The following is a 19556-nucleotide window of genomic DNA, read 5'->3' as shown; positions in this document are numbered from 1 at the left end:
ATGCTACGTTTTCATATACATCACATTGCAATTAATTATTTAAATAAACATAGCTAAACCAGCAGTTAATGTAGATAGGAGCATCGCAATTATCATAATGTAGACAATTAATTTTGTTGTACGTTCTCGTTTTGACTTTTTTGCCATACAAAAGTCCCCCTTTATTACCGTATCCTATATCCACATTTTACAGTGAAATCGAAAATTGGACAAGTACTAGCCTTAATTGTTGTTCTGTGCCTAGTCCGACAAAAATAGGATGTAACTATAAACCGATTAGGGGGAAAAACATGAAAGATTTTACACATTCAACAACAAATGAATTGTCTCATATAGGAATAGCGGTAAAGGATTTAGATCTAGCTCTTTCTTTTTACGTCGATCGCTTAGGTTTACATATTATTACTACAGAAACGATTTTAACAGAGGGTGTGAAAATTGTACTCCTTCAACATGGAACAATGCAAATTGAATTGTTGCAAGCCTTAAATGAAAGCTCTCCAATTTATACTTATATTGAAAAATATGGGGAAGGGATTCATCATATTGCATTTACTGTAAACGATATTTCCTCACAATTAACTTCTCTGCATCAACAGGGCATTCAGTTAATTGATGACCACCCTCGATTTGGAGCTCGTAATACAAAGGTTGCTTTTATCCATCCAGCGTCTTCAAACGGTGTACTTGTAGAGCTTTGTGAAAAGGGTGAAGCTAATGGATATGTATGATAAAATTACAGAACTTTATGAAAAGAGACGTCATCTAGAATTAGGCGGAGGTGAAAAAAGAATTGCTACTCAACATCAAAAAGGGAAACAAACAGCTAGAGAGCGTATTCGTGAATTAGTCGATACGGATACATTTGTAGAACTAAATCCTTTTATGATGCAACGTTCCCCTAACAAAGAAGCAAATGGAGAAGGTGTTGTAACTGGTTATGGTAAAATAAAGGGGATACCAGTTTATTTATTTTCGCAAGATTTTACTGTATACGGTGGAGCGCTTGGTGAAATGCATGGTAAGAAAATTGCAAATGCGATGGATTTAGCAGCGAAAAACGGTATGCCATTTATTGGGTTAATTGATTCAGGTGGAGCACGTATTCACGAAGGAGTATCTGCATTAGATGGATACGGGCAAGTATTCTATCGGAATGTCCTATACTCTGGTGTGATACCACAAATATCTGTAATTCTAGGTCCAAGTGCTGGTGGGGCCGTTTATTCTCCTGCAATTACTGATTTTATTATTATGGTAGAGGAAACATCACAAATGTTTATTACCGGTCCAAAGATTATTGAGACTGTAACAGGCGAACAAATCTCTGTTGAAGCATTGGGTGGAGCAGCCATTCATAATTCCCAAAGCGGCAATGCCCATTTCCAAGCAAAAACGGAAATAGATGCTTTGAAGTTAGTTAAACAGCTTTTACAATACCTCCCATCGAATTGTAAAGAAAAGCCGCAAGAAACTGCAAATGATTATGAAAAGAAAAGAGAAAATGATTTAATAGATATAGTGCCCGTTAACAGTAGAATTCCTTATAATGTAAAGGACGTGCTCCATCATATTATTGACAAGGATAGCTTGTTGGAAGTGCAACCCTATTTTGCTAAAAATATAGTTATCGGGTTTGCGCGACTAAATGGTAAGTCAGTTGGACTAGTATGTAATCAACCGAAGTATTTGGCAGGAGGTCTAGACATACATTCAAGTGATAAAGCTGCTCGATTTATCCGTTTTTGTGATGCTTTTCAAATCCCTTTGTTAACATTGGAAGATGTAACAGGTTTTATCCCTGGAGTAAAACAAGAACATTCAGGAATAATTCGACACGGTGCAAAAATACTTTATGCTTATGCTGAAGCTACCGTGCCCAAAATAACAGTCATATTAAGGAAAGCATATGGTGGAGCGTATGTGGCATTAAATAGTAAATCAATTGGGGCAGATATTGTTTATGCTTGGCCGAATGCTGAAATAGCTGTGATGGGAGCAGAAGGTGCGATCAATGTCTTATTTGCAGAAGAGTTAGCTAAGAGTGAGAACCCTGATCAATTGAAACAGGAAAAAATGCATACATACCAAGAACGTTTCACCAATCCATATGAAGCTGCAAGTTTAGGGATGATTGATGATATTATTGATCCGCGTGAGACAAGGAGCAAGTTAATTGAAGCACTTGATATGTTAGCAAATAAACAAGAAAATCGCCCGTTTAAAAAACATGGTAATATCCCATTATGAGAACGAACTAGAATTTAGGAGGATTAAAATGGTACAAATTAATGAACAAAGACTCGTAGATGAATTCTTTGAGTTAGTTAAAGTGGATTCAGAAACAGGAAATGAATCAGAAATTGCAAAATTACTGAAGCAGAAGTTTTCTGAACTAGGGCTTGAAGTGATAGAAGATGACAGTAAAGCGATAACCGGTCATGGCGCTGGAAACTTGATTTGTAATTGGCAAGGAAATAAAGAAGGTGTTGAGCCAATTTATTTCACTTCTCATATGGATACTGTCGTACCGGGACAATCGATTAAACCGATGATAAAAGATGGCTATATTCAATCTGATGGCACTACTATTTTAGGTTCAGATGATAAAGCTGGGTTGGCGGCAATCTTGGAAACAATTCGAACTGTGAAGGAGAATAATCTGGAACATGGAGATATTCAGTTTATTATCACTGCTGGTGAAGAATCCGGTTTAGTGGGAGCTAAAGCTTTAGAAGCTTCTATGTTAAATGCGAAATATGGCTATGCTTTAGATAGTAACGGAGATGTTGGAGATATTATTGTTGCTGCACCTACGCAAGCGAAAGTGCATGCAATCATTAAAGGAAAAACAGCTCACGCCGGTGTAGCTCCAGAAAAAGGAGTATCAGCAATTACCTTAGCAGCAAAGGCAATTGCTAAAATGCCGTTAGGAAGAATTGATGAAGAAACGACTGCGAACATTGGACGTTTTGAAGGAGGAAAGCAAACAAATATTGTTGTGGATCATGTGGAGATTTTGGCGGAAGCTCGATCTTTAGTACCAGAAAAGATGGAAATGCAAGTTGCTAAAATGAAAGAAGCATTTGAAACCACTGCACAAGAACTTGGTGGATCTGCAGAAGTTGAAATCAAAGTGATGTATCCAGGTTTTAAACAACAAGCTGGAGATAAGGTCGTTGAAGTAGCTAGTAGTGCTGCCAAAACCATAGGTAGAGAAAGTAAGTTATTACAAAGCGGTGGAGGTAGTGACGCAAATGTTATTTCTGGCCATGGCATACCTACGGTTAATTTAGCTGTGGGTTATGAAGAGATCCATACAACGAATGAGCGAATTAAAGTAGAAGATTTAGTGAAGGTTACGGAATTAGTAACTGCGATTATTCAGGAATCAGCTAAATAGGATTCATGAAACCCTTTAAGCATAGTGCTTAGAGGGTTTTTATCTGTTTGTATGTTATAATAAATACGAAGCTATCTAGTTTATAAAGGGGTATAATTATGAAAGACCGTGTTAGTAGGCGAAGAGTCATCTTTCATATTGATATGAACTGTTTCTATGCTTCGGTTGAAATGGCCTATAATCCAGAACTGAAAGGGAAGCCACTAGCAATTGCTGGTAATCCCGAAGAAAGAAGAGGTATTGTCGTAACCAGTAGTTATGAGGCAAGATCGAAGGGTGTAAAAACAACAATGAACCTCTGGGAAGCAAAAAAACGATGCCCTGAGTTAATTGTTATGCGTCCCAATTTTGATAGATATCGTGCAGCTTCAAGAGAAATATTTAAGATGCTATCGGATATTACTCCATTTGTTCAACCTGTTTCGATCGATGAAGGCTATATGGATATTACCGAAAGTGGAGGAGACCCAATTAAAACAGCTGTCCAACTGCAAGAGAGGATACTGCAAGAGCTTGATTTGCCATGCAGTATTGGGATTGCACCGAATAAATTTTTAGCTAAAATGGCTTCAGATATGAAAAAACCACAGGGAATAACGATCCTAAGAAAGCGAGAAATTTCTTCAAAACTATGGCCCTTACCTATTCATGAGATGTATGGCGTAGGAGAGAAAACGGCAACAAAGTTGAAAGGTATTGACATAAATACAATTGGTGATTTAGCAAGGAAAGATGTATATTCATTAAAACAGGTGCTAGGGATCAATGGAGAACGGTTACGGAATAAAGCAAACGGTATTGATACTAGCCCTGTAGACCCTGATGCTGTCTATGAATTTAAGAGTATCGGCAATTCCAAGACGCTTCCATTTGATACGACGGATGAGAGAGAACTGCATTCACTTATCCAACAACTTAGTGAAAATGTAGAAAAACGGATGAAACGAAAACAAGCAGTAGGCAGAAGTGTTCAGTTAATGATCCGTTTCCATGATCGAAAAACGATTACGCGCAGCAAAAAACTAGGAGACTATATTGAAACAAAAGAGGATATTATGATGGTAGCCCATGAATTATTACAAAAGCATTGGAACTTGGAGCCGATTCGGTTATTGGGGATTACTGTTCAAGATGTTGAAGAAAAGCATTCCATCATCCAACAGTTGGATTTATTCACTTATGAAAAAGAAGCCAGTAAAGAAAAACTGTATGAAACAATTGATGAGCTAACTGAAAAATACGGAAAGAATACATTCGTTTCATGGGATTCCCAAACGATAGACGATCAAAAACCAACGACAAGCTTTCAAAAGGATTTTTTAGATGACTTTAGAAAATAATGAGACGCAAGGTCATATGCCATGCGTCTCATTTGTTTAGAAAAGCCTCTTTTGCTTTATGTCATTACTTCATTATTTTATTTATAATTGTTTCTGATAATTTACTACCAGGGTATCGGAATGGAAAATCAAATTTAGTTGTTTGTTTCATAATACTTTTCTTATGAGAAAATGTATCAAAACTATATTTGCCATGATAGGCTCCCATACCACTAGAGCCAACACCACCAAACGGGAGATGTGGATTTGCTAAATGATAAAGGGTATCATTAATGCTACCGCCGCCAAAAGAGAGGTATTGCATTATTTGCTGCTGCGTATTGTCGTTTTCTCCAAAGTAATATAATGCAAGTGGTTTTTCTTTGGATCTAATCATACTAACTGCATCTTCAATATCTTTGAATGTCAATACGGGAAGAATAGGCCCGAAGATTTCCTCTTGCATTACAGGATCTTCCCAAGTGATCTTATCAAGAATCGTTGGTTCTATTTTTAAGGACATACGATCAGATTCACCACCATGCAAAGCTGATCCATTCGATAAGAAATTAGATAATCGGTCGAAATGTTTTTCATTAATAATTCGAATATAATCTTTATTAATTAGTGGATTCTTACCATAAAAACTTCTTATATATTTTTTCATCGCTTTTAATAATTTAAATTTAACCTTCTCATGCACATATAAGTAATCAGGGGCTACACAAGTTTGACCTGCATTGGTATATTTTCCCCAGACGATTCGTTTTGCAGCTAGATTGATATTTGCATCTTTATCTACTATTGCTGGGCTTTTCCCGCCAAGTTCAAGTGTTACTGGTGTTAAATGTTTACTTGCTTCATGCATAATGATTTTTCCAGTTTCCGTACTTCCTGTAAAGAATATGTTATCAAATCGTTCTTGTAAAAGTGCTTGTGACGTTTCCTTCGCACCTTCAACAACGGTTATGAAAGAAGGATCAAACGTATTTTCAATTAGTTTCTTTAATAATGAAGAAGTCGCAGGTGCATCTTCAGACGGTTTAATAACTACACAATTTCCGGCTGCTAAAGCACCAATCGCTGGTGCAAGAGCTAATTGTAAAGGATAATTCCATGGGGCAATAATCAGACATACACCATAGGGTTCTTTCAAAATCAAATTTTTAGTACCTTTATGTGTGATAGGGGCAGAAACCTTTGTAGGCTCCATCCAATCACGTAAGTGTTTCATTGTGTAATCTATTTCGGTTAATAAAAAACCAAGTTCCGTCGTTAATGTTTCATGTTTCGATTTATTTAGATCTGATCGCAGAGCTTGATATACTGCTGCTTCATTTTCCTTTAACATTTGCTTAAGTTTTTGTAATTGTTCTTTTCGAATTGTATAATCCATTGTATTCCCATTTAAGAAAAATGCGCGCTGATTAGAAATAATAGATGATACTTGTGTCATTGGAAAGCCCTCCTTTATTTAATTGTAAAAGTAGAAAAATCATGTGCTAAATCAGTTTGCGGGAAGATGGCTTGGGCTTCCTGTAAAAGTTGCTCATTTTCTTCCTTTTGATAGCGTGATGAAATATGAGTGAGAATCAAATGTTTGCAATTACTTTCTTTTGCAAGCCTTGCAGCTTGTGAAGTAGTAGAATGGAAATATTGTTCTGCAAGTGCTTCTTTATCCTCTCTAAAGGTAGATTCATGAACAAGGACATCTGCATTTTTTGCAAAGGAAGTAAAGCGTGATGATAGCCTCGTATCACCTAAGATAGTTATAATCCTTCCTTTTTTATTTTCTCCTATAACGTCTTTTCTGTAAATCCGTTTCCCGTTTGAAGTTTCAACAAACGCTTTTTCCTTAATTTCTTGATAAATTGGACCGGGTTCTATTCCCATTTCTTTTAATTTATGAACGAGTAATTCTCCAGGTTTATCATTTTCCACGATTCGAAAACCGAAGCTAGGAATGACATGATCTAATTCCTCTATATAAACCGTAATTTCTTCGTCTTTGATAATAGAACCATGACTTATTTCCATAACCGTTAAAGGATAAGTAAGATGTGTACCACTTATATTTAGACTTGTTTCTATAAAAGACTTCAATCCTTGTGGGCCGTAAATTGTTAGAGGAGTATCTCCGCCTTGGAAGGATCGACTACTTAAGAGTCCAGGGAGACCATAAATATGATCTCCATGCAGATGACTGATAAAAATCTTCGTAATTTTTCTAGGCTTGATTGATGTATAAAGAATTTGGTGTTGGGTCGCTTCACCACAATCAAATAACCAAATACAATTCTGTTCTTGTAATAATTTCAGTGCAATCGCTGATACATTCCGTTCTTTGGAGGGAACACCAGCCCCTGTCCCAAGAAAAACTAACTCCATTGCCAAACCTCCAAATCATTTCCATGCTCTTACATATTGCTTGGGTGGATCAATATTATCACCTAATTGATCAGCTGCTTCTTTTGCCCAATAGGGATTTCTTAATAAAGCTCTTCCAATAAAAACAAGATCTGCACGGTCATTTTGTAGTATTTCTTCTGCTTGAATTCCAGTTGTAATTAAACCGACTGCACCGGTGTATATTCCTATTTGCTGTTTAATCCGTTCACAGCGTGTTAATTGATATCCTGGAAAAGTTTTTATTTTTGCTGGAACAACACCACCTGAACTACAATCTATTAATTCAACACCATCTTGCTTTAATTGTTCTGTAAAATAAAGGATCTCATCCAAGGTATTTCCTTTTGAATGGTACTCATCTGTAGAAATTCTTACAAAAATCGGTCCTTGCCACACGGTTTTTATGGAAGAAATGATTTCTTTTAAAAATCGATATCGATTTTTAACGCTCCCGCCATATTCATCATTTCGTTGATTGGTTAACGGAGATAAAAATTGATTAATTAAATATCCATGTGCACCATGAATTTCAATAATATCAAAATCTGCCTCAGAAGCTCGTCTTGCTGCCTGTTTAAACGCATCAATTGTTTGATAAATTGCTTTAAGGCTCATTTCAATTGGCTGTTGGTAATTTTCATTAAAGGCAATGTTTGATGGTGCAAAAATGGATGTTGGCAGTTCTGCTTTTCTACCAGCATGTGCCAGCTGAATAGCTGTTTTTGTACCATAACTATGTAAAGTAGCGTTAAGGTCTTTTAACCCTTTGATATGGTGGTCATCCCAAATCCCTAAATCGTAAGGGGAAATTCGTCCTTCTTTTTGGACTGCTGAAGCTTCTAACATGATTAAGCCTACTTGGCCGATAGCACGAGACGTATAATGTGTAATGTGAAAAGGTGTGATTTTTCCATCTTCAGCAGTACAAGAGTACATACACATTGGTGACATGACAATACGATTCTTAAGTGTAACATGTTTAACGTCTATAGGTTCTAATAAAAGCGACATATGGTGTAGTAACCTCCTAGTTATTATTCTTTAATTATTTTCTTACAATGGATTGCTTGATCAGGAACATCTGTAATAATACCATTAACACTCGTCTCTAAAGATCTTATTATTCTTGCTGGCTTGTTCACCGTATATACGCGCAGTTTCATATTCCTTCGGTGGCTCTCTTCAACGAGTCGTTTGTTTAAAAGTCGATATTTAATATGGATCGCATTTGCTCCCATCTCTTCAGCAAAAGAGACAAGGCGCTTGTATTTTTTAGAAGTTAAAAAAGCAACACCGATCGTGTCTTTTTTGTTTCTAAGTCTCCGAATGCTGTTTGGATTAAACGTTGAAATTGTGGTACGATTTAGTAACTGATGGTATGCAATGGCATCATAGACAATGGATTCAATATGCTTATAGTCTATTTTATAATTTTTTAACTCAATATTTAAATATAACGGCTTCGCTTTAATCCAATTTAGAAAGTCATCTAATGATGGAATCGTTATATGTTCAAATTCGTTCGAGTACCATCTTCCTGCGTCCAACTGTTTTAATTGTTCATAGGTAAAGTCTTTTACGTAACCTACTGTACCCGTCGTTCGTTTAAGCTGTTCATCATGGAATAAGACAGGAATATTATCTTTTGTAAGTTGAACATCTGTTTCAATGCCGTCTGCGTTCATGTTACAGGCTAACTTAAAAGCAGGCATTGTATTTTCAGGTGCATATTTACTTGCTCCACGATGTGCGAATATTTTGGTATTCATACGGTTCACCTCTTATAAATTGTGTTGGATGATTGATAAAAAGTCAATTTATCTTTCTTTATGGTGTTACCAATATTAAAGAATAGGTGGAGGGATTGTAGTGAAAAATTGGCAGACGAAAGAAGAGCTAACCGATTTATTATGTTCGCTTGTGAACTATCAAAGCATTACAGGGTCAAACGCAGAGATTGCTTTAGCGGAATATATGTATCATCTTTTCGAGCAAAAGCCATATTTTCAAGCTAATCCTTCAGATTTGAATTTACATCCGCTTAACGATGGCAGAAGATTACTTACGGCATTTGTTAGAAGCAAGATTAATACAGATAAAACAATTATATTATTAAGTCATTTTGATGTGGTAGAAGTCAATGATTATGGTTCCTTACAAAACCTTGCCTTTCATCCGAAGGAACTTACAAAAGAGATGTTGAAAATCAAAGACAAGCTTTCGGAAACCATACAGCAAGATTTAAATAATGGAGATTGGTTATTCGGTCGAGGGACGATGGATATGAAAGCAGGACTTAGTCTACATTTATCCATGCTTGAAAAAGCAATGCATGGTGAGTTTGAAGGGAATCTATTATTGCTTACGGTACCTGATGAAGAAGTCAACTCGAAAGGGATGTTAACGGCACTGCCTGTTTTGCAGGAAATAAAAGAAAAAGAGCAATTAACGTATCTTGCTTGCTTAAATGGAGAGCCAATGTTTAGTAAGTACCCTGGAGATTCCGCTTACTATGTATATACTGGCTCTATCGGTAAAATATTACCCGGGTTTTATTGTTATGGAAAAGAATCACATGTAAGTGAACCATTTTCTGGAATTAATCCAAATCTAATGATTAGTTTCTTATCTCAACAACTAGAATTAAATGAAGCATTTATTGAAAAAATAGGCGAGGAAATAACACCTCCTCCAATAAGCTTAATGCAACGAGACTTAAAAGAGAATTATTCCGTACAAACTCCACAAGCTGCGATCGCGATGTACAACATTTTATATCTTAAACAATCCCTTCATGAGATTAATTCGAAGCTGCTTCATGGTGCAATGGTTGCTGCAAGTCAAATTGAGAGTTATGTACTTGAAAAAGCAGATTACTTCTCCGAAATTGCAACTGATTTAAAGATGCCACCAGTAACCGTAAATGTCATGATGTATGAAGAATTATATCAGGAAGCGGTTAAACGTAATGGAAAAGATGAAGTCGTTCGCAGACAGAATTTGTTAGTAAGTCAGCGCAATCAAGGGGATCGTGATTTCTCTACTCTACTTGTTCAGGATTTAGCGTCCATGTGTAAAGATTTAGCACCCATGATTATTTTATTTTATAGTCCTCCATTTTATCCAGCGGTTACTTCAGATAATGACCCGTATATACGTGGGGTAATGCAACATATCAAGGACTACACAGAGAAAAACTTTCAAGTTGCCTTAACTGTTTCCGAGTTTTTCACAGGCTTATCTGACCTTAGTTTTATTGGACCACCTTCAACAACCAGTCAAATGAAGCATTTAACATTAAATATGCCATTACAAAATAATGGTTTTAATTTGCCAGAAGATGTGATGCAGCAACTGACCATGCCAATTTTAAATATCGGACCTTTAGGTAGGGATCCTCATCAATGGACGGAACGTTTAGAATTGACATATAGCTTTGAATATTTGCCGAAAATCCTAACACAGGCTATCCATCATCTGTTTCATACGTAATGCTTTCATTGTAAATGAATCGACAATTAAATATAAAAGGGGTAAAATAACAGAAAATGAATGATCATTCAGTGGAGGAATTTTAGATGAAAGTAATCGATAAAACAATAAGTCAGATAACATTACCAACCCCTTTTGCAGTTGGAGATGTTCATGTATATATTTTAGAAGGGGAACTTCTATCTTTGATTGACGCAGGTGTAAAAACGAAGGAAGCATGGGAAGCCTTTCAAATACAATTAAAAGAAATAGGCTATGGTCCAAATGATATCGAGCAAATTATTTTGACACACCATCATCCAGATCATATTGGCTTAATTGAACAATTTCCACGAGTTCAACATATTATCGCTCATCACCAGGTAAATAGGTGGATTACACGTGATACTGCTTATTTTAAACATTATCGTCAATTCTTTAAGCAGTATTTTACATTATCAGGCGTACCAGAAGATTTATTAGCTGGGTTGGAACTACAGGAAAGTACATTGGCTTTTATTGGAGAAGGAGAATTAACGAATACGATAGATGATGGTGATATACTACCTGGACACCAAGAATGGACAGTCATTGAAACTAAAGGACATGCCCAAAGTCACCTGTCTTTTTTACGACAACAAGATCAGATATTATTAGGAGGGGATCATTTATTGAAGCATATCTCGTCCAACCCACTAATGGAGCCTCAAGAAGTTGGCCAATCTATCGATCAACGCCCTAAGCCGATGCTTCAGTATAGAAGAAACTTAGAAAAGTGTATGGAACTTGGAATCGAAAATGTGCTCCCAGGACATGGCAAAGTCGTTCGGCATCCTATCTCCTTAATACAGGAACGATTAAAGAAACACGAGGAAAGGGCAGAAAAAGTATACCATCTGTTAGATAATGGTGAAAAAACACCATACCAAGTGTGTATGGAACTATTTCCAAAACAATTTCAAAGTCAGATTGATTTAACAATGTCCGTCACATTTGGACAATTAGACTATTTAGAGGATCAAGCTCGTATTTATAAGACAGTAAAGGATGGGCATTTGGTTTATGCAAAAACAGTTAACTGGTAAGAAAATCATTATTACAGGTGCATCTAGCGGTATCGGAGAAAAATTGGTTTGGCGTATTGCTGAAGCTGGGGGCACGCCGCTAATGATAGCACGATCTATCAGTAAGTTGACTGCTATCAAGAAGCGTATCTGGGAACACTATCAAATAGAAAGTTATGTATACGAAGCTGACTTGCTTGTAAAAAAGGATAGGGAAGCAGTTATCGAATTTATCCTCATTGAACATGAACAAATACATGGATTAATAAATAATGCAGGTATCGGTAAGTTTGCGCATTTTTTAGAAATGTGTCAGCAAGAAATGGATAATATGTTTGAATTAAACGTTCATGCATTAATTCAAATGTCAAAGCGGTTTCTAGCTCATTTTGACTCTTTTAATGAAGGACATATCGTTAATATCGCATCACAAGCTGGAAAAATAGCTACGCCTAAAGCAGCTATATATAGTTCGACAAAGCATGCAGTCATTGGTTTTTCAAATGGACTGCGGCTTGAATTAAAAAAAACCAATGTGTTTGTTACTGTGGTTAATCTTGGTCCAGTGCAAACAGACTTCTTTCAAACAGCTGATCCGAATGGAACATATCAAGAAAATGTATCACAGTACATGCTAAATCCAGATAAAGTAGCTATAAAAATAGTAAACCATTTATTTGAATCGAAACGTGAAATTAATTTACCATTGTGGATGGAAATAGGAAGCAGGTTATACCAATTATTTCCAGTTGCTTTTGAACGAATTTTACAGAAACAATTTACCAAAAAGTAAATTCACTGGAGTGTTGAAGCATGAAACTAACAATTTCAAAGGAAGCATATGATTTGCTGGAACCCCTATTAAGCTCAGAAGCTCCGTATTTATTATTATGGTATGATACGGAAGGATGTGGATGCGGGGTGAATGGAGTGCCAATTATTCGATTAACAGATCAAATTAAATCAACGTATCAAGCAGTGAATAATCATTATTTCCAAATATATATTGAGAAACAACAAACTACTTTCTTTGCAGAGCAAATGTCGTTACAAGTGGTAAATAATAACATGTTACGCCTTTCAAGTCCGGAAGGTATATTAAATCCATTTATTGGTATGCAGCAAATTCAATATACAAAATAAGCGATGGCAACTGTTCTCATAAGTGCAACAGTTGCCATTTTTATAACAAACTAGATATGCTTTTTATTTTTTATCGATGTGTCTGATAAGTAATCGGTCTTGACAGATGTTGCAATGCAGAATAAATTTCATCTGGTAATTCGGAATGGAAATCGCCATCAATTGTTTCTTTTAATTGGTTTACCGAACTAGCTCCAAAGACTGCACTAGCTACAGCAGGATGTTTTAATACATATTTAAGTGATAATTCATTTCGATTCGTGGTAGGATTCCACTCATTTAGCTGCTCGCTGATTTGTAGTAATGCTTCTCTGGAATAACCCAAATAGCCATCCTTCCCTTTCTTTTCTATTTGTTGATTCGCATGGTTACTTAACATTCCTTTTGCTAATGGGCCTCTAGCTAGCACACTGATAGAGTGTTCATAGAGAAAATCTAGTATTTTCTCCTCCGGCCTGCGATCAAATAGATTGTATTGCATCATTACCCCGTCGATCGAGGAACGCCCCACATATTCACGAATGACATTTGGTCGTATGGAAGAAATACCGTAAGCACGTATTGTCCCCTCTTGCTTTAGTAATTCGAATGCTTCAATTGTTTCATCGATAGGATCATCTATAGTACCACCATGTAGCATATAAAAATCTATATAATCAGTATTTAATCGTTGCAGACTTTCTTTAACACCTTGAATGATATGTTCTTTAGATGGATCCCAAAACCAGTCACCAGTCTGCTTATTAAAATGATTTCCTACTTTAGAAGTTAAAACAATTTCTTTTCGTTTCCCGTTAATTGCTTTTCCAACAATTTCTTCATTTATTCCAAAATCATATAAATCTGCCGTATCTAGATGATTAATTCCTTGATCCAACGCAAAATCAATGATGTTCTTAGCTTCCTTGAAATCTGTTCCTAATGACATACATCCAAGGGTAAGCTGGGATACTTCAATTCCTGAATTTCCAAGCTTATTTTTGTTCAATTGTTACAACCCCCAATTGCGAATATTGTACTTCTAATTCTATTGTAAATGGATATGGAACGATAAAGCAAAACAATCGATTGAAGTGTAAATGGAAGAAAATATGCTAAAATAGAATGAAAGTAAAATGTTTAAGGGTGATAATTAATGCGAAATTTTGAAGAGAAGACAACAAATACACAAGTTATTTATAATGGGAAGGTTGTTCATTTACAAGTAGATGACGTGCTTCTTCCTGATGGAAAAACTGCTAAACGAGAGATTGTAAATCATCCTGGAGCTGTAGCAGTAATTCCAATAACAGCTGATAATAAAATCATTTTTGTTGAACAGTACCGCAAACCATTAGAAAAATCGTTACTGGAAATTCCTGCTGGTAAACTAGAGCCAGGGGAAGATCCAGAAGTGACGGCTATTCGGGAGTTAGAAGAAGAGACAGGATACACAACGAATGAATTATCATTTGTTACATCCTTTTACACGTCTCCTGGTTTTGCAAACGAAATAATGTATATCTATATTTCTGATCAATTGGAGGTAGTAGATCAACCATTAGCAGGGGATGAAGATGAATTCATTAAGATACATGCGTTAACATTAGAAGAGGCAAAAAAGTATGTGGAAGCAGAGCGAATTCACGATGCGAAGACGAACTATGCTATTCTCTATTTACATGCATTGGGGATGAAATAAGTGTTATCTACGTATTTTGCTGATATGCACATTCATATTGGTAGGGATATATATAATCAACCAGTTAAAATAACGGCGTCAAAAAATTTAACCATTCAAGCTATACTAGAAGAATCCAGTCGTAATAAAGGTATTCACTTAATAGGTGTGATTGATTGTCAATCACCAGCAGTGCAGCAGGAAATTACTCAGCTTATAGAAACAAACAAAGCTATGGAATTAGAAGACGGAGGTATTCGTTTTGAATCCGTTACATTAATTCTAGGTTCTGAAATTGAAATATATGATGAGCACTGTCATGGTCCAATTCATGTTTTATGTTATCTTCCAACGTTAGCCCAGATGCAGGCTTTTTCCGAGTGGTTATGTAAACGAATGAAAAATATAACTTTAAGTTCCCAACGGTATTATGGTTCTGGTATAGAATTACAAAGAAAAGTAAAGGAACTTGGTGGGGTGTTTATTCCAGCCCATGTATTTACACCATTTAAAAGTTTATACGGAAAAGGTGTTTACAATACATTAAAGGAAGTATTCGACCCACGTTTTATCGATGGGATTGAGTTGGGGCTTAGTTCGGATTCCCAAATGGCTGATCAAATTCAGGAGCTGCACGACTTTACTTACTTATCTAATTCAGATAGTCATTCTTTAAGTAAAATCGCAAGAGAATATCAAGAAATATCCATGGAATTCCCATCTTTTCGAGAATTTTACCTAGCGCTGCATCGTTTAAAAGGGAGACAAGTTACAAGGAATTATGGTATGAATCCCCGGCTTGGCAAGTACCATACAACAGTATGCAGTACTTGTTTTAATAAAGTAACAAGTAAAAGCACTACATGTCCGTTTTGTGGTGATACCAAGATTATTAAAGGAGTTGTAAATCGTATTGATGAACTAAAAGATATAAAAAATTCATACGATTCAAGGAAAAATAGACCTCCTTATGTATATCAAGTTCCGTTAGAATATCTTCCAAAACTAGGAAAGAAAACGTATGAGAAACTATTGAGAAATTTTGGGACGGAAATGAATGTCATTCACCATGCACCATTAGAAGAGCTGAAAAAAGTTATCCCAGAACAAGTTGCCAGCAGCATTGTTGAGATGCGAAATGGAAAACAACGTATTGAGACAGGTGGGGGAGGAAGATATGGGTTTATCAAATAATTAAGTTTTCGATAGATTCATATGGAAAATTTGGTATTTTTAAATGGAATTCTTCATAGTTTTTACTATAGCAGTATATCGAATGGAGGATTCCAATGCATAAAAACAAAACGGTGCTACTCAATCATATAAAGGAACATGCTACGATTTATTTATTTATGGTTATTTTATTTTTAACAGGGATCATCTTTGGAGCAATCCTAGTTAATAGTATGAATTTTGTCCAAAAACAGGATTTATTTTTTTATTTAGAGCGCTTTTTTGGACAAATCGTTGATAATCAAGAGATGGAAAAATTAGCTATTTTTAAGAGCAGTTTTTTATACCATATGAAATATTTATTGCTTATTTTTGTACTTGGTCTATCCGTGATTGGTCTTCCCATTATCTGGATACTTATCTTTATTAAGGGACTTGTAGTTGGTTTTTCTGTAGGATTTATCGTCAATCAGCTAGGCTTTGACGGCTTGCTTCTTTCTGCCTTATCGATTGCACCGCAAAATATATTAATTATACCGATTTACATTATTGCAGGTAGCTTATCCATGATTTTCTCCTTGACGTTATTAAATAAATTATTCACACGAAAAATTGCTCAACCCGTCTTTCAGCCATTTGGAAAATATGTTGTGGTTTTCTCATTGCTCATCGCATTTTCATGTGTAGCTGCAATATTGGAAACCTTTATTGCAAATGAAGCCATGCAGCTCTTAATTCGATCATTTTACTAATAATCAAACTTAAACTATAATTATTATAAATATAAAATAATAATATTTTGTTTTGACACAGTTCATATAGGTGCATATAATAAAGATGGGATATGAGGGAGGGAACCTGCCATGGAACATCGAATTGATCGGATAAAAAAACAGCTCCACTCACAAAGCTATAAATTAACGCCTCAGAGAGAGGCGACTGTACGCGTGTTATTGGAAAGAGAAGATGACCATTTGAGTGCGGAAGACGTGTACTTATTAGTGAAAGAAAAAGCACCAGAAATTGGCTTGGCAACTGTTTATCGTACTTTAGAATTATTATCCGAGTTAAAGATCGTTGATAAAATTAATTTTGGTGATGGTGTATCGCGTTATGATCTGCGAAAAGAAGGAGCCAAACATTTTCATCATCATTTGGTGTGTACAGAATGTGGTTCAGTAGAAGAAATTGAAGATGATCTATTAGAAGATGTAGAACGAATTGTACAAAATGAATGGGGCTTTCAAGTGAAAGACCATCGTTTGACATTTCATGGAATCTGTAAACAATGTCAAACAATTACAGTCAATGCATCTAGCTAACAAGTTGCCTCTATTTTTGTGAGAGAATGTAAACTGTTCATCTTAAAAAAGAAAATCATTTACAAACCTATATAAAAACGGTACATTTTGATTACAGGATTTTTTTCTATAGAATGATAGGAATATGTATATTGTTCTTCTTTTCTGGCATATCTTTTAATAGGATATATTTTGATTAGGGGAGCAAAAGTTCATGAAGAGAATACTGTGGGATATGATAAAAGTATTTATCATCTTTATTGCGTGTACGTTTTTATTTTATTTTGGGTTACGTGTAATGCATACAGAATATGAACAATATCATCGGTATGATCCTCCTGAAGGACCAGCGGTGAAAGTATTTAACGAAGAGCCTAGTTTTTTTGATCGATTGAACTTATTTTTCCGTTTAGGAGAGTAGAACAATGCTCACAGAAAATGCAGAGGATTTTTTCCATTATTTAAAGATTGAAAGAGGTCTATCAGATAATACATTGACTTCATATAAAAGAGATTTAACGCAATATATCCATTATTTGAAAACTGTTGCTCAACAGACGAATTGGGAGCAGGTAACTAGGAAAGATATTACCAGCTTCCTTTATCAATTAAAGGATACAAATAAATCTTCTGCTACAATAGCTAGGCATATAGCCTCTATCCGTTCCTTTCATCACTTTTTATTACGTGAACAGATTGTATCGCATGATGCCAGTCTGCACATTGAAACACCAAAGAAAGAGCGGAAATTACCAGATATATTATCTGTGAAAGAGATAGATCGTTTATTAAATATAACCAAGGATAGTGCGTTACATATTCGAAATAAAGCGATGCTTGAATTACTTTATGCGACAGGGTTACGTGTAAGCGAAATGATTGCATTAAAAATTTCTGATCTTCATCTAACGATGGGTTTTGTTCAGTGTTTTGGAAAAGGAGCAAAAGAACGAATTGTTCCATTGGGGAATGCCGCTATACAGGCAATCGAAAAATATTTGCAGCATGCTCGAGGGAAATTGGTTAAACGACAAACAGATAGCCAAATCCTTTTTGTAAACCAACATGGTAAACCGCTAACAAGACAAGGATTTTGGAAGATCTTGAAGAAATCAGCGTTAGAGGCAAATATAAATAAACCGATTACTCCCCATACACTGAGACACTCCTTTGCAACACACTTGCTAGAGAATGGCGCGGATTTACGTCTAGTTCAAGAAATGCTAGGACATGTAGACATATCTACAACCCAAATTTACACGCATGTGACAAAATCAAGATTAAAAGATATTTACCAAAGCTATCACCCAAGAGCTTAAATTTTTTGATTTTAGTTGTCTGACATCATACAACAAAATGATTTCGTTAACATAGTGAATAGCTTTAATGGGAATATAATATTTAGGAGGTTATATAACATGAAGAAATTTAATCGTGTTTTCCTAATTGTAATGGATTCTGTTGGAATAGGAGAAGCACCTGATGCAGAAGATTTTAATGATAAAGGCGCAGATACATTAGGGCATATTGCTGCGCATATGAAGGGGCTTCGTATGCCGAATATGGCAAGCCTTGGGTTAAGTAATATTAGGAAAATCGCAGGTATCGCTAAAGCGGATGCACCAAAGGCATATTATACAAAAATGCAAGAAGCATCCAATGGAAAGGACACCATGACCGGTCATTGGGAAATTATGGGTTTGCATATTGAACAGCCATTTCGCACTTTTCCAGATGGATTCCCACATGAATTAATTCACCATCTTGAAGAAAGAACAGGGAGAAAAGTGATTGGTAACAAGCCGGCATCTGGAACAGAAATTATCGATGAACTAGGTCCAGAACATATGGAAACAGGAGCATTAATCGTATATACGTCAGCTGACTCTGTCTTGCAAATAGCCGCGCATGAAGAAATAATACCAATTGAAGAGCAGTATCGCATTTGTGAAATTGCCAGAGAATTGACTTTAGATGAAAAGTATATGGTTGGTCGGGTTATTGCTCGTCCTTTTATTGGTAAACCTGGTGAGTTTGAAAGAACATCTAATCGTCATGACTACGCATTAAAACCCTTCGGTAAAACCGTTATGAACGAATTACAGGAGAATGATTTTGATGTTATCGCCTTAGGGAAAATCTCAGATATATATGATGGAGAAGGTGTTACTGAAGCTATACGAACAAAAGATAACGATGATGGTATGACAAAATTAGTGGAATCCATGAAAAAAGATTTTAATGGAATCAGCTTCTTAAATTTAGTTGATTTTGATGCGAAATATGGTCATCGTAGAGATCCACAAGGCTATGGCGAGGCACTAGAAGCATATGATGCCCGTCTACCTGAAGTATTGAAAGAAGTACAGGATGATGATCTATTAATTATTACCGCCGATCATGGAAATGATCCTGTTCACCATGGTACCGATCATACAAGAGAATTCGTACCTTTACTTGTTTATTATAATGGCATATCAAAAGGAGAAGAACTTCCAATTCGTCAAACATTCGCTGATATTGGAGCAACAATTTCAGAAAACTTCGGGGTGGACATGCCAGAGCATGGAGAAAGCTTTCTAAAAAATATTCAACCAAAAGGGGAGTAGTATC

Annotated in this window: 21 protein-coding genes; 15 read left to right on the top strand and 6 right to left on the bottom strand. The window is 35.8% G+C overall.

Annotation, left to right across the window (positions count from 1 at the left end; all coding sequences use genetic code 11):
* Window positions 1-39 precede the first annotated feature (39 nt).
* Window positions 40-147: a stressosome-associated protein Prli42 gene (gene prli42 / locus JKP73_RS11420; protein WP_021291182.1), complete on the bottom strand. Its 108-nt coding sequence runs from the start codon at window positions 145-147 to the stop codon at window positions 40-42.
* A 143-nt stretch (window positions 148-290) separates the two neighbouring features.
* Here prli42 and mce point away from each other — a divergent pair, with 143 nt between their 5' ends.
* The 4 genes from mce (at window position 291) to JKP73_RS11400 (ending at window position 4743) form a co-directional block, all read left to right on the top strand.
* Entirely contained in the window at window positions 291-731 is a 441-nt protein-coding gene (mce, locus tag JKP73_RS11415) for a methylmalonyl-CoA epimerase (RefSeq protein ID WP_160807151.1), read from the top strand.
* Window positions 718-2250, top strand: coding sequence for an acyl-CoA carboxylase subunit beta (locus tag JKP73_RS11410; RefSeq protein ID WP_038243832.1), 1533 nt, complete (start codon window positions 718-720; stop codon window positions 2248-2250). The genes mce and JKP73_RS11410 overlap by 14 nt, the downstream gene beginning before the upstream one ends.
* Before the next feature lie 28 nt (window positions 2251-2278).
* Window positions 2279-3403 carry a M20/M25/M40 family metallo-hydrolase gene (locus JKP73_RS11405; RefSeq protein WP_021291185.1) on the top strand — a complete coding sequence of 375 codons (1125 nt, stop codon included), beginning with the start codon at window positions 2279-2281 and terminating at the stop codon, window positions 3401-3403.
* Between the two features lie 98 nt (window positions 3404-3501).
* A complete protein-coding gene (locus JKP73_RS11400; protein ID WP_021291186.1) occupies window positions 3502-4743 on the top strand; it encodes a DNA polymerase IV in 1242 nt (413 codons plus the stop codon).
* Between the two features lie 64 nt (window positions 4744-4807).
* Here JKP73_RS11400 and JKP73_RS11395 read toward each other — a convergent pair whose 3' ends face one another.
* From JKP73_RS11395 to JKP73_RS11380, 4 genes are read right to left on the bottom strand one after another with little or no spacing between them, the layout of a single operon-like run.
* Window positions 4808-6178, bottom strand: a complete 1371-nt coding sequence (locus JKP73_RS11395; protein ID WP_021291187.1) for an aldehyde dehydrogenase — start codon at window positions 6176-6178, stop codon at window positions 4808-4810.
* A gap of 14 nt (window positions 6179-6192) precedes the next feature.
* Window positions 6193-7110 (bottom strand): ribonuclease Z, encoded by a 918-nt coding sequence (gene rnz, locus JKP73_RS11390; RefSeq protein WP_038243834.1) that lies wholly within the window; start codon window positions 7108-7110, stop codon window positions 6193-6195.
* A 15-nt stretch (window positions 7111-7125) separates the two neighbouring features.
* Window positions 7126-8142: an NADPH dehydrogenase NamA gene (gene namA / locus JKP73_RS11385; protein WP_038243837.1), complete on the bottom strand. Its 1017-nt coding sequence runs from the start codon at window positions 8140-8142 to the stop codon at window positions 7126-7128.
* Window positions 8143-8165: 23 nt separating this feature from the next.
* The gene (locus tag JKP73_RS11380; protein WP_021291190.1) at window positions 8166-8900 is read right to left on the bottom strand and encodes a glycerophosphodiester phosphodiesterase; all 735 of its coding nucleotides are present in this window, start codon (window positions 8898-8900) and stop codon (window positions 8166-8168) included.
* 100 nt (window positions 8901-9000) lie between these two features.
* Between JKP73_RS11380 and JKP73_RS11375 the strand changes: the two genes are divergently transcribed.
* The 4 genes from JKP73_RS11375 (at window position 9001) to JKP73_RS11360 (ending at window position 12809) form a co-directional block, all read left to right on the top strand.
* Window positions 9001-10623, top strand: a complete 1623-nt coding sequence (locus JKP73_RS11375; RefSeq protein WP_200411238.1) for a M20/M25/M40 family metallo-hydrolase — start codon at window positions 9001-9003, stop codon at window positions 10621-10623.
* A gap of 86 nt (window positions 10624-10709) precedes the next feature.
* Window positions 10710-11687: an MBL fold metallo-hydrolase gene (locus JKP73_RS11370; RefSeq protein WP_051739076.1), complete on the top strand. Its 978-nt coding sequence runs from the start codon at window positions 10710-10712 to the stop codon at window positions 11685-11687.
* Entirely contained in the window at window positions 11665-12459 is a 795-nt protein-coding gene (locus JKP73_RS11365; protein WP_038243842.1) for an SDR family NAD(P)-dependent oxidoreductase, read from the top strand. The genes JKP73_RS11370 and JKP73_RS11365 overlap by 23 nt, the downstream gene beginning before the upstream one ends.
* Window positions 12460-12479: 20 nt before the next feature.
* On the top strand, window positions 12480-12809 hold the full coding sequence (locus JKP73_RS11360; protein WP_038243844.1) for an iron-sulfur cluster biosynthesis family protein: 330 nt from the start codon (window positions 12480-12482) through the stop codon (window positions 12807-12809).
* A gap of 70 nt (window positions 12810-12879) precedes the next feature.
* Here the strand turns inward: JKP73_RS11360 and JKP73_RS11355 are convergent, their stop codons facing one another.
* Window positions 12880-13797, bottom strand: coding sequence for an aldo/keto reductase (locus JKP73_RS11355; protein WP_038243848.1), 918 nt, complete (start codon window positions 13795-13797; stop codon window positions 12880-12882).
* 147 nt (window positions 13798-13944) lie between these two features.
* On the opposite strand from JKP73_RS11355, the gene JKP73_RS11350 reads away from it, so the two are divergent.
* The 7 genes from JKP73_RS11350 to deoB all read left to right on the top strand — a co-directional run bounded on the left by JKP73_RS11350 (window position 13945) and on the right by deoB (window position 19552).
* Window positions 13945-14490, top strand: coding sequence for an NUDIX hydrolase (locus tag JKP73_RS11350; RefSeq protein ID WP_021291196.1), 546 nt, complete (start codon window positions 13945-13947; stop codon window positions 14488-14490).
* Window positions 14491-15663, top strand: coding sequence for an endonuclease Q family protein (locus tag JKP73_RS11345; protein WP_232620889.1), 1173 nt, complete (start codon window positions 14491-14493; stop codon window positions 15661-15663).
* Window positions 15664-15758: 95 nt separating this feature from the next.
* Window positions 15759-16394 (top strand): stage II sporulation protein M, encoded by a 636-nt coding sequence (spoIIM, locus tag JKP73_RS11340; protein ID WP_021291197.1) that lies wholly within the window; start codon window positions 15759-15761, stop codon window positions 16392-16394.
* Window positions 16395-16505: 111 nt separating this feature from the next.
* Window positions 16506-16964, top strand: coding sequence for a ferric iron uptake transcriptional regulator (gene fur / locus JKP73_RS11335; RefSeq protein ID WP_021291198.1), 459 nt, complete (start codon window positions 16506-16508; stop codon window positions 16962-16964).
* A 193-nt stretch (window positions 16965-17157) separates the two neighbouring features.
* Window positions 17158-17364 carry a YqzK family protein gene (locus JKP73_RS11330; RefSeq protein WP_021291199.1) on the top strand — a complete coding sequence of 69 codons (207 nt, stop codon included), beginning with the start codon at window positions 17158-17160 and terminating at the stop codon, window positions 17362-17364.
* A 4-nt stretch (window positions 17365-17368) separates the two neighbouring features.
* Window positions 17369-18262, top strand: a complete 894-nt coding sequence (gene xerD / locus JKP73_RS11325) for a site-specific tyrosine recombinase XerD (RefSeq protein WP_021291200.1) — start codon at window positions 17369-17371, stop codon at window positions 18260-18262.
* A gap of 99 nt (window positions 18263-18361) precedes the next feature.
* Entirely contained in the window at window positions 18362-19552 is a 1191-nt protein-coding gene (deoB, locus tag JKP73_RS11320) for a phosphopentomutase (protein ID WP_160807157.1), read from the top strand.
* Window positions 19553-19556: the final 4 nt, after the last annotated feature.

The sequence above is a fragment of the Virgibacillus salexigens genome (assembly GCF_014905415.1).
In the GTDB taxonomy this organism is placed as follows: Bacteria; Bacillota; Bacilli; order Bacillales; family Amphibacillaceae; genus Virgibacillus; species Virgibacillus salexigens.
Note: the sequence above shows the minus strand (reverse complement) of the source record. Positions and strands in the feature narration are given on the sequence as shown.

What these genes read in the sequence shown, in the direction of transcription:
- prli42 (WP_021291182.1), bottom strand. Translation starts at nt 147, where the DNA reads ATGGCAAAAAAGTCAAAACGAGAACGTACAACAAAATTAATTGTCTAC.
- mce (WP_160807151.1), top strand. Translation starts at nt 291, where the DNA reads ATGAAAGATTTTACACATTCAACAACAAATGAATTGTCTCATATAGGA.
- JKP73_RS11410 (WP_038243832.1), top strand. Translation starts at nt 718, where the DNA reads ATGGATATGTATGATAAAATTACAGAACTTTATGAAAAGAGACGTCAT.
- JKP73_RS11405 (WP_021291185.1), top strand. Translation starts at nt 2,279, where the DNA reads ATGGTACAAATTAATGAACAAAGACTCGTAGATGAATTCTTTGAGTTA.
- JKP73_RS11400 (WP_021291186.1), top strand. Translation starts at nt 3,502, where the DNA reads ATGAAAGACCGTGTTAGTAGGCGAAGAGTCATCTTTCATATTGATATG.
- JKP73_RS11395 (WP_021291187.1), bottom strand. Translation starts at nt 6,178, where the DNA reads ATGACACAAGTATCATCTATTATTTCTAATCAGCGCGCATTTTTCTTA.
- rnz (WP_038243834.1), bottom strand. Translation starts at nt 7,110, where the DNA reads ATGGAGTTAGTTTTTCTTGGGACAGGGGCTGGTGTTCCCTCCAAAGAA.
- namA (WP_038243837.1), bottom strand. Translation starts at nt 8,142, where the DNA reads ATGTCGCTTTTATTAGAACCTATAGACGTTAAACATGTTACACTTAAG.
- JKP73_RS11380 (WP_021291190.1), bottom strand. Translation starts at nt 8,900, where the DNA reads ATGAATACCAAAATATTCGCACATCGTGGAGCAAGTAAATATGCACCT.
- JKP73_RS11370 (WP_051739076.1), top strand. Translation starts at nt 10,710, where the DNA reads ATGAAAGTAATCGATAAAACAATAAGTCAGATAACATTACCAACCCCT.
- JKP73_RS11365 (WP_038243842.1), top strand. Translation starts at nt 11,665, where the DNA reads ATGCAAAAACAGTTAACTGGTAAGAAAATCATTATTACAGGTGCATCT.
- JKP73_RS11360 (WP_038243844.1), top strand. Translation starts at nt 12,480, where the DNA reads ATGAAACTAACAATTTCAAAGGAAGCATATGATTTGCTGGAACCCCTA.
- JKP73_RS11350 (WP_021291196.1), top strand. Translation starts at nt 13,945, where the DNA reads ATGCGAAATTTTGAAGAGAAGACAACAAATACACAAGTTATTTATAAT.
- spoIIM (WP_021291197.1), top strand. Translation starts at nt 15,759, where the DNA reads ATGCATAAAAACAAAACGGTGCTACTCAATCATATAAAGGAACATGCT.
- fur (WP_021291198.1), top strand. Translation starts at nt 16,506, where the DNA reads ATGGAACATCGAATTGATCGGATAAAAAAACAGCTCCACTCACAAAGC.
- JKP73_RS11330 (WP_021291199.1), top strand. Translation starts at nt 17,158, where the DNA reads ATGAAGAGAATACTGTGGGATATGATAAAAGTATTTATCATCTTTATT.
- xerD (WP_021291200.1), top strand. Translation starts at nt 17,369, where the DNA reads ATGCTCACAGAAAATGCAGAGGATTTTTTCCATTATTTAAAGATTGAA.
- deoB (WP_160807157.1), top strand. Translation starts at nt 18,362, where the DNA reads ATGAAGAAATTTAATCGTGTTTTCCTAATTGTAATGGATTCTGTTGGA.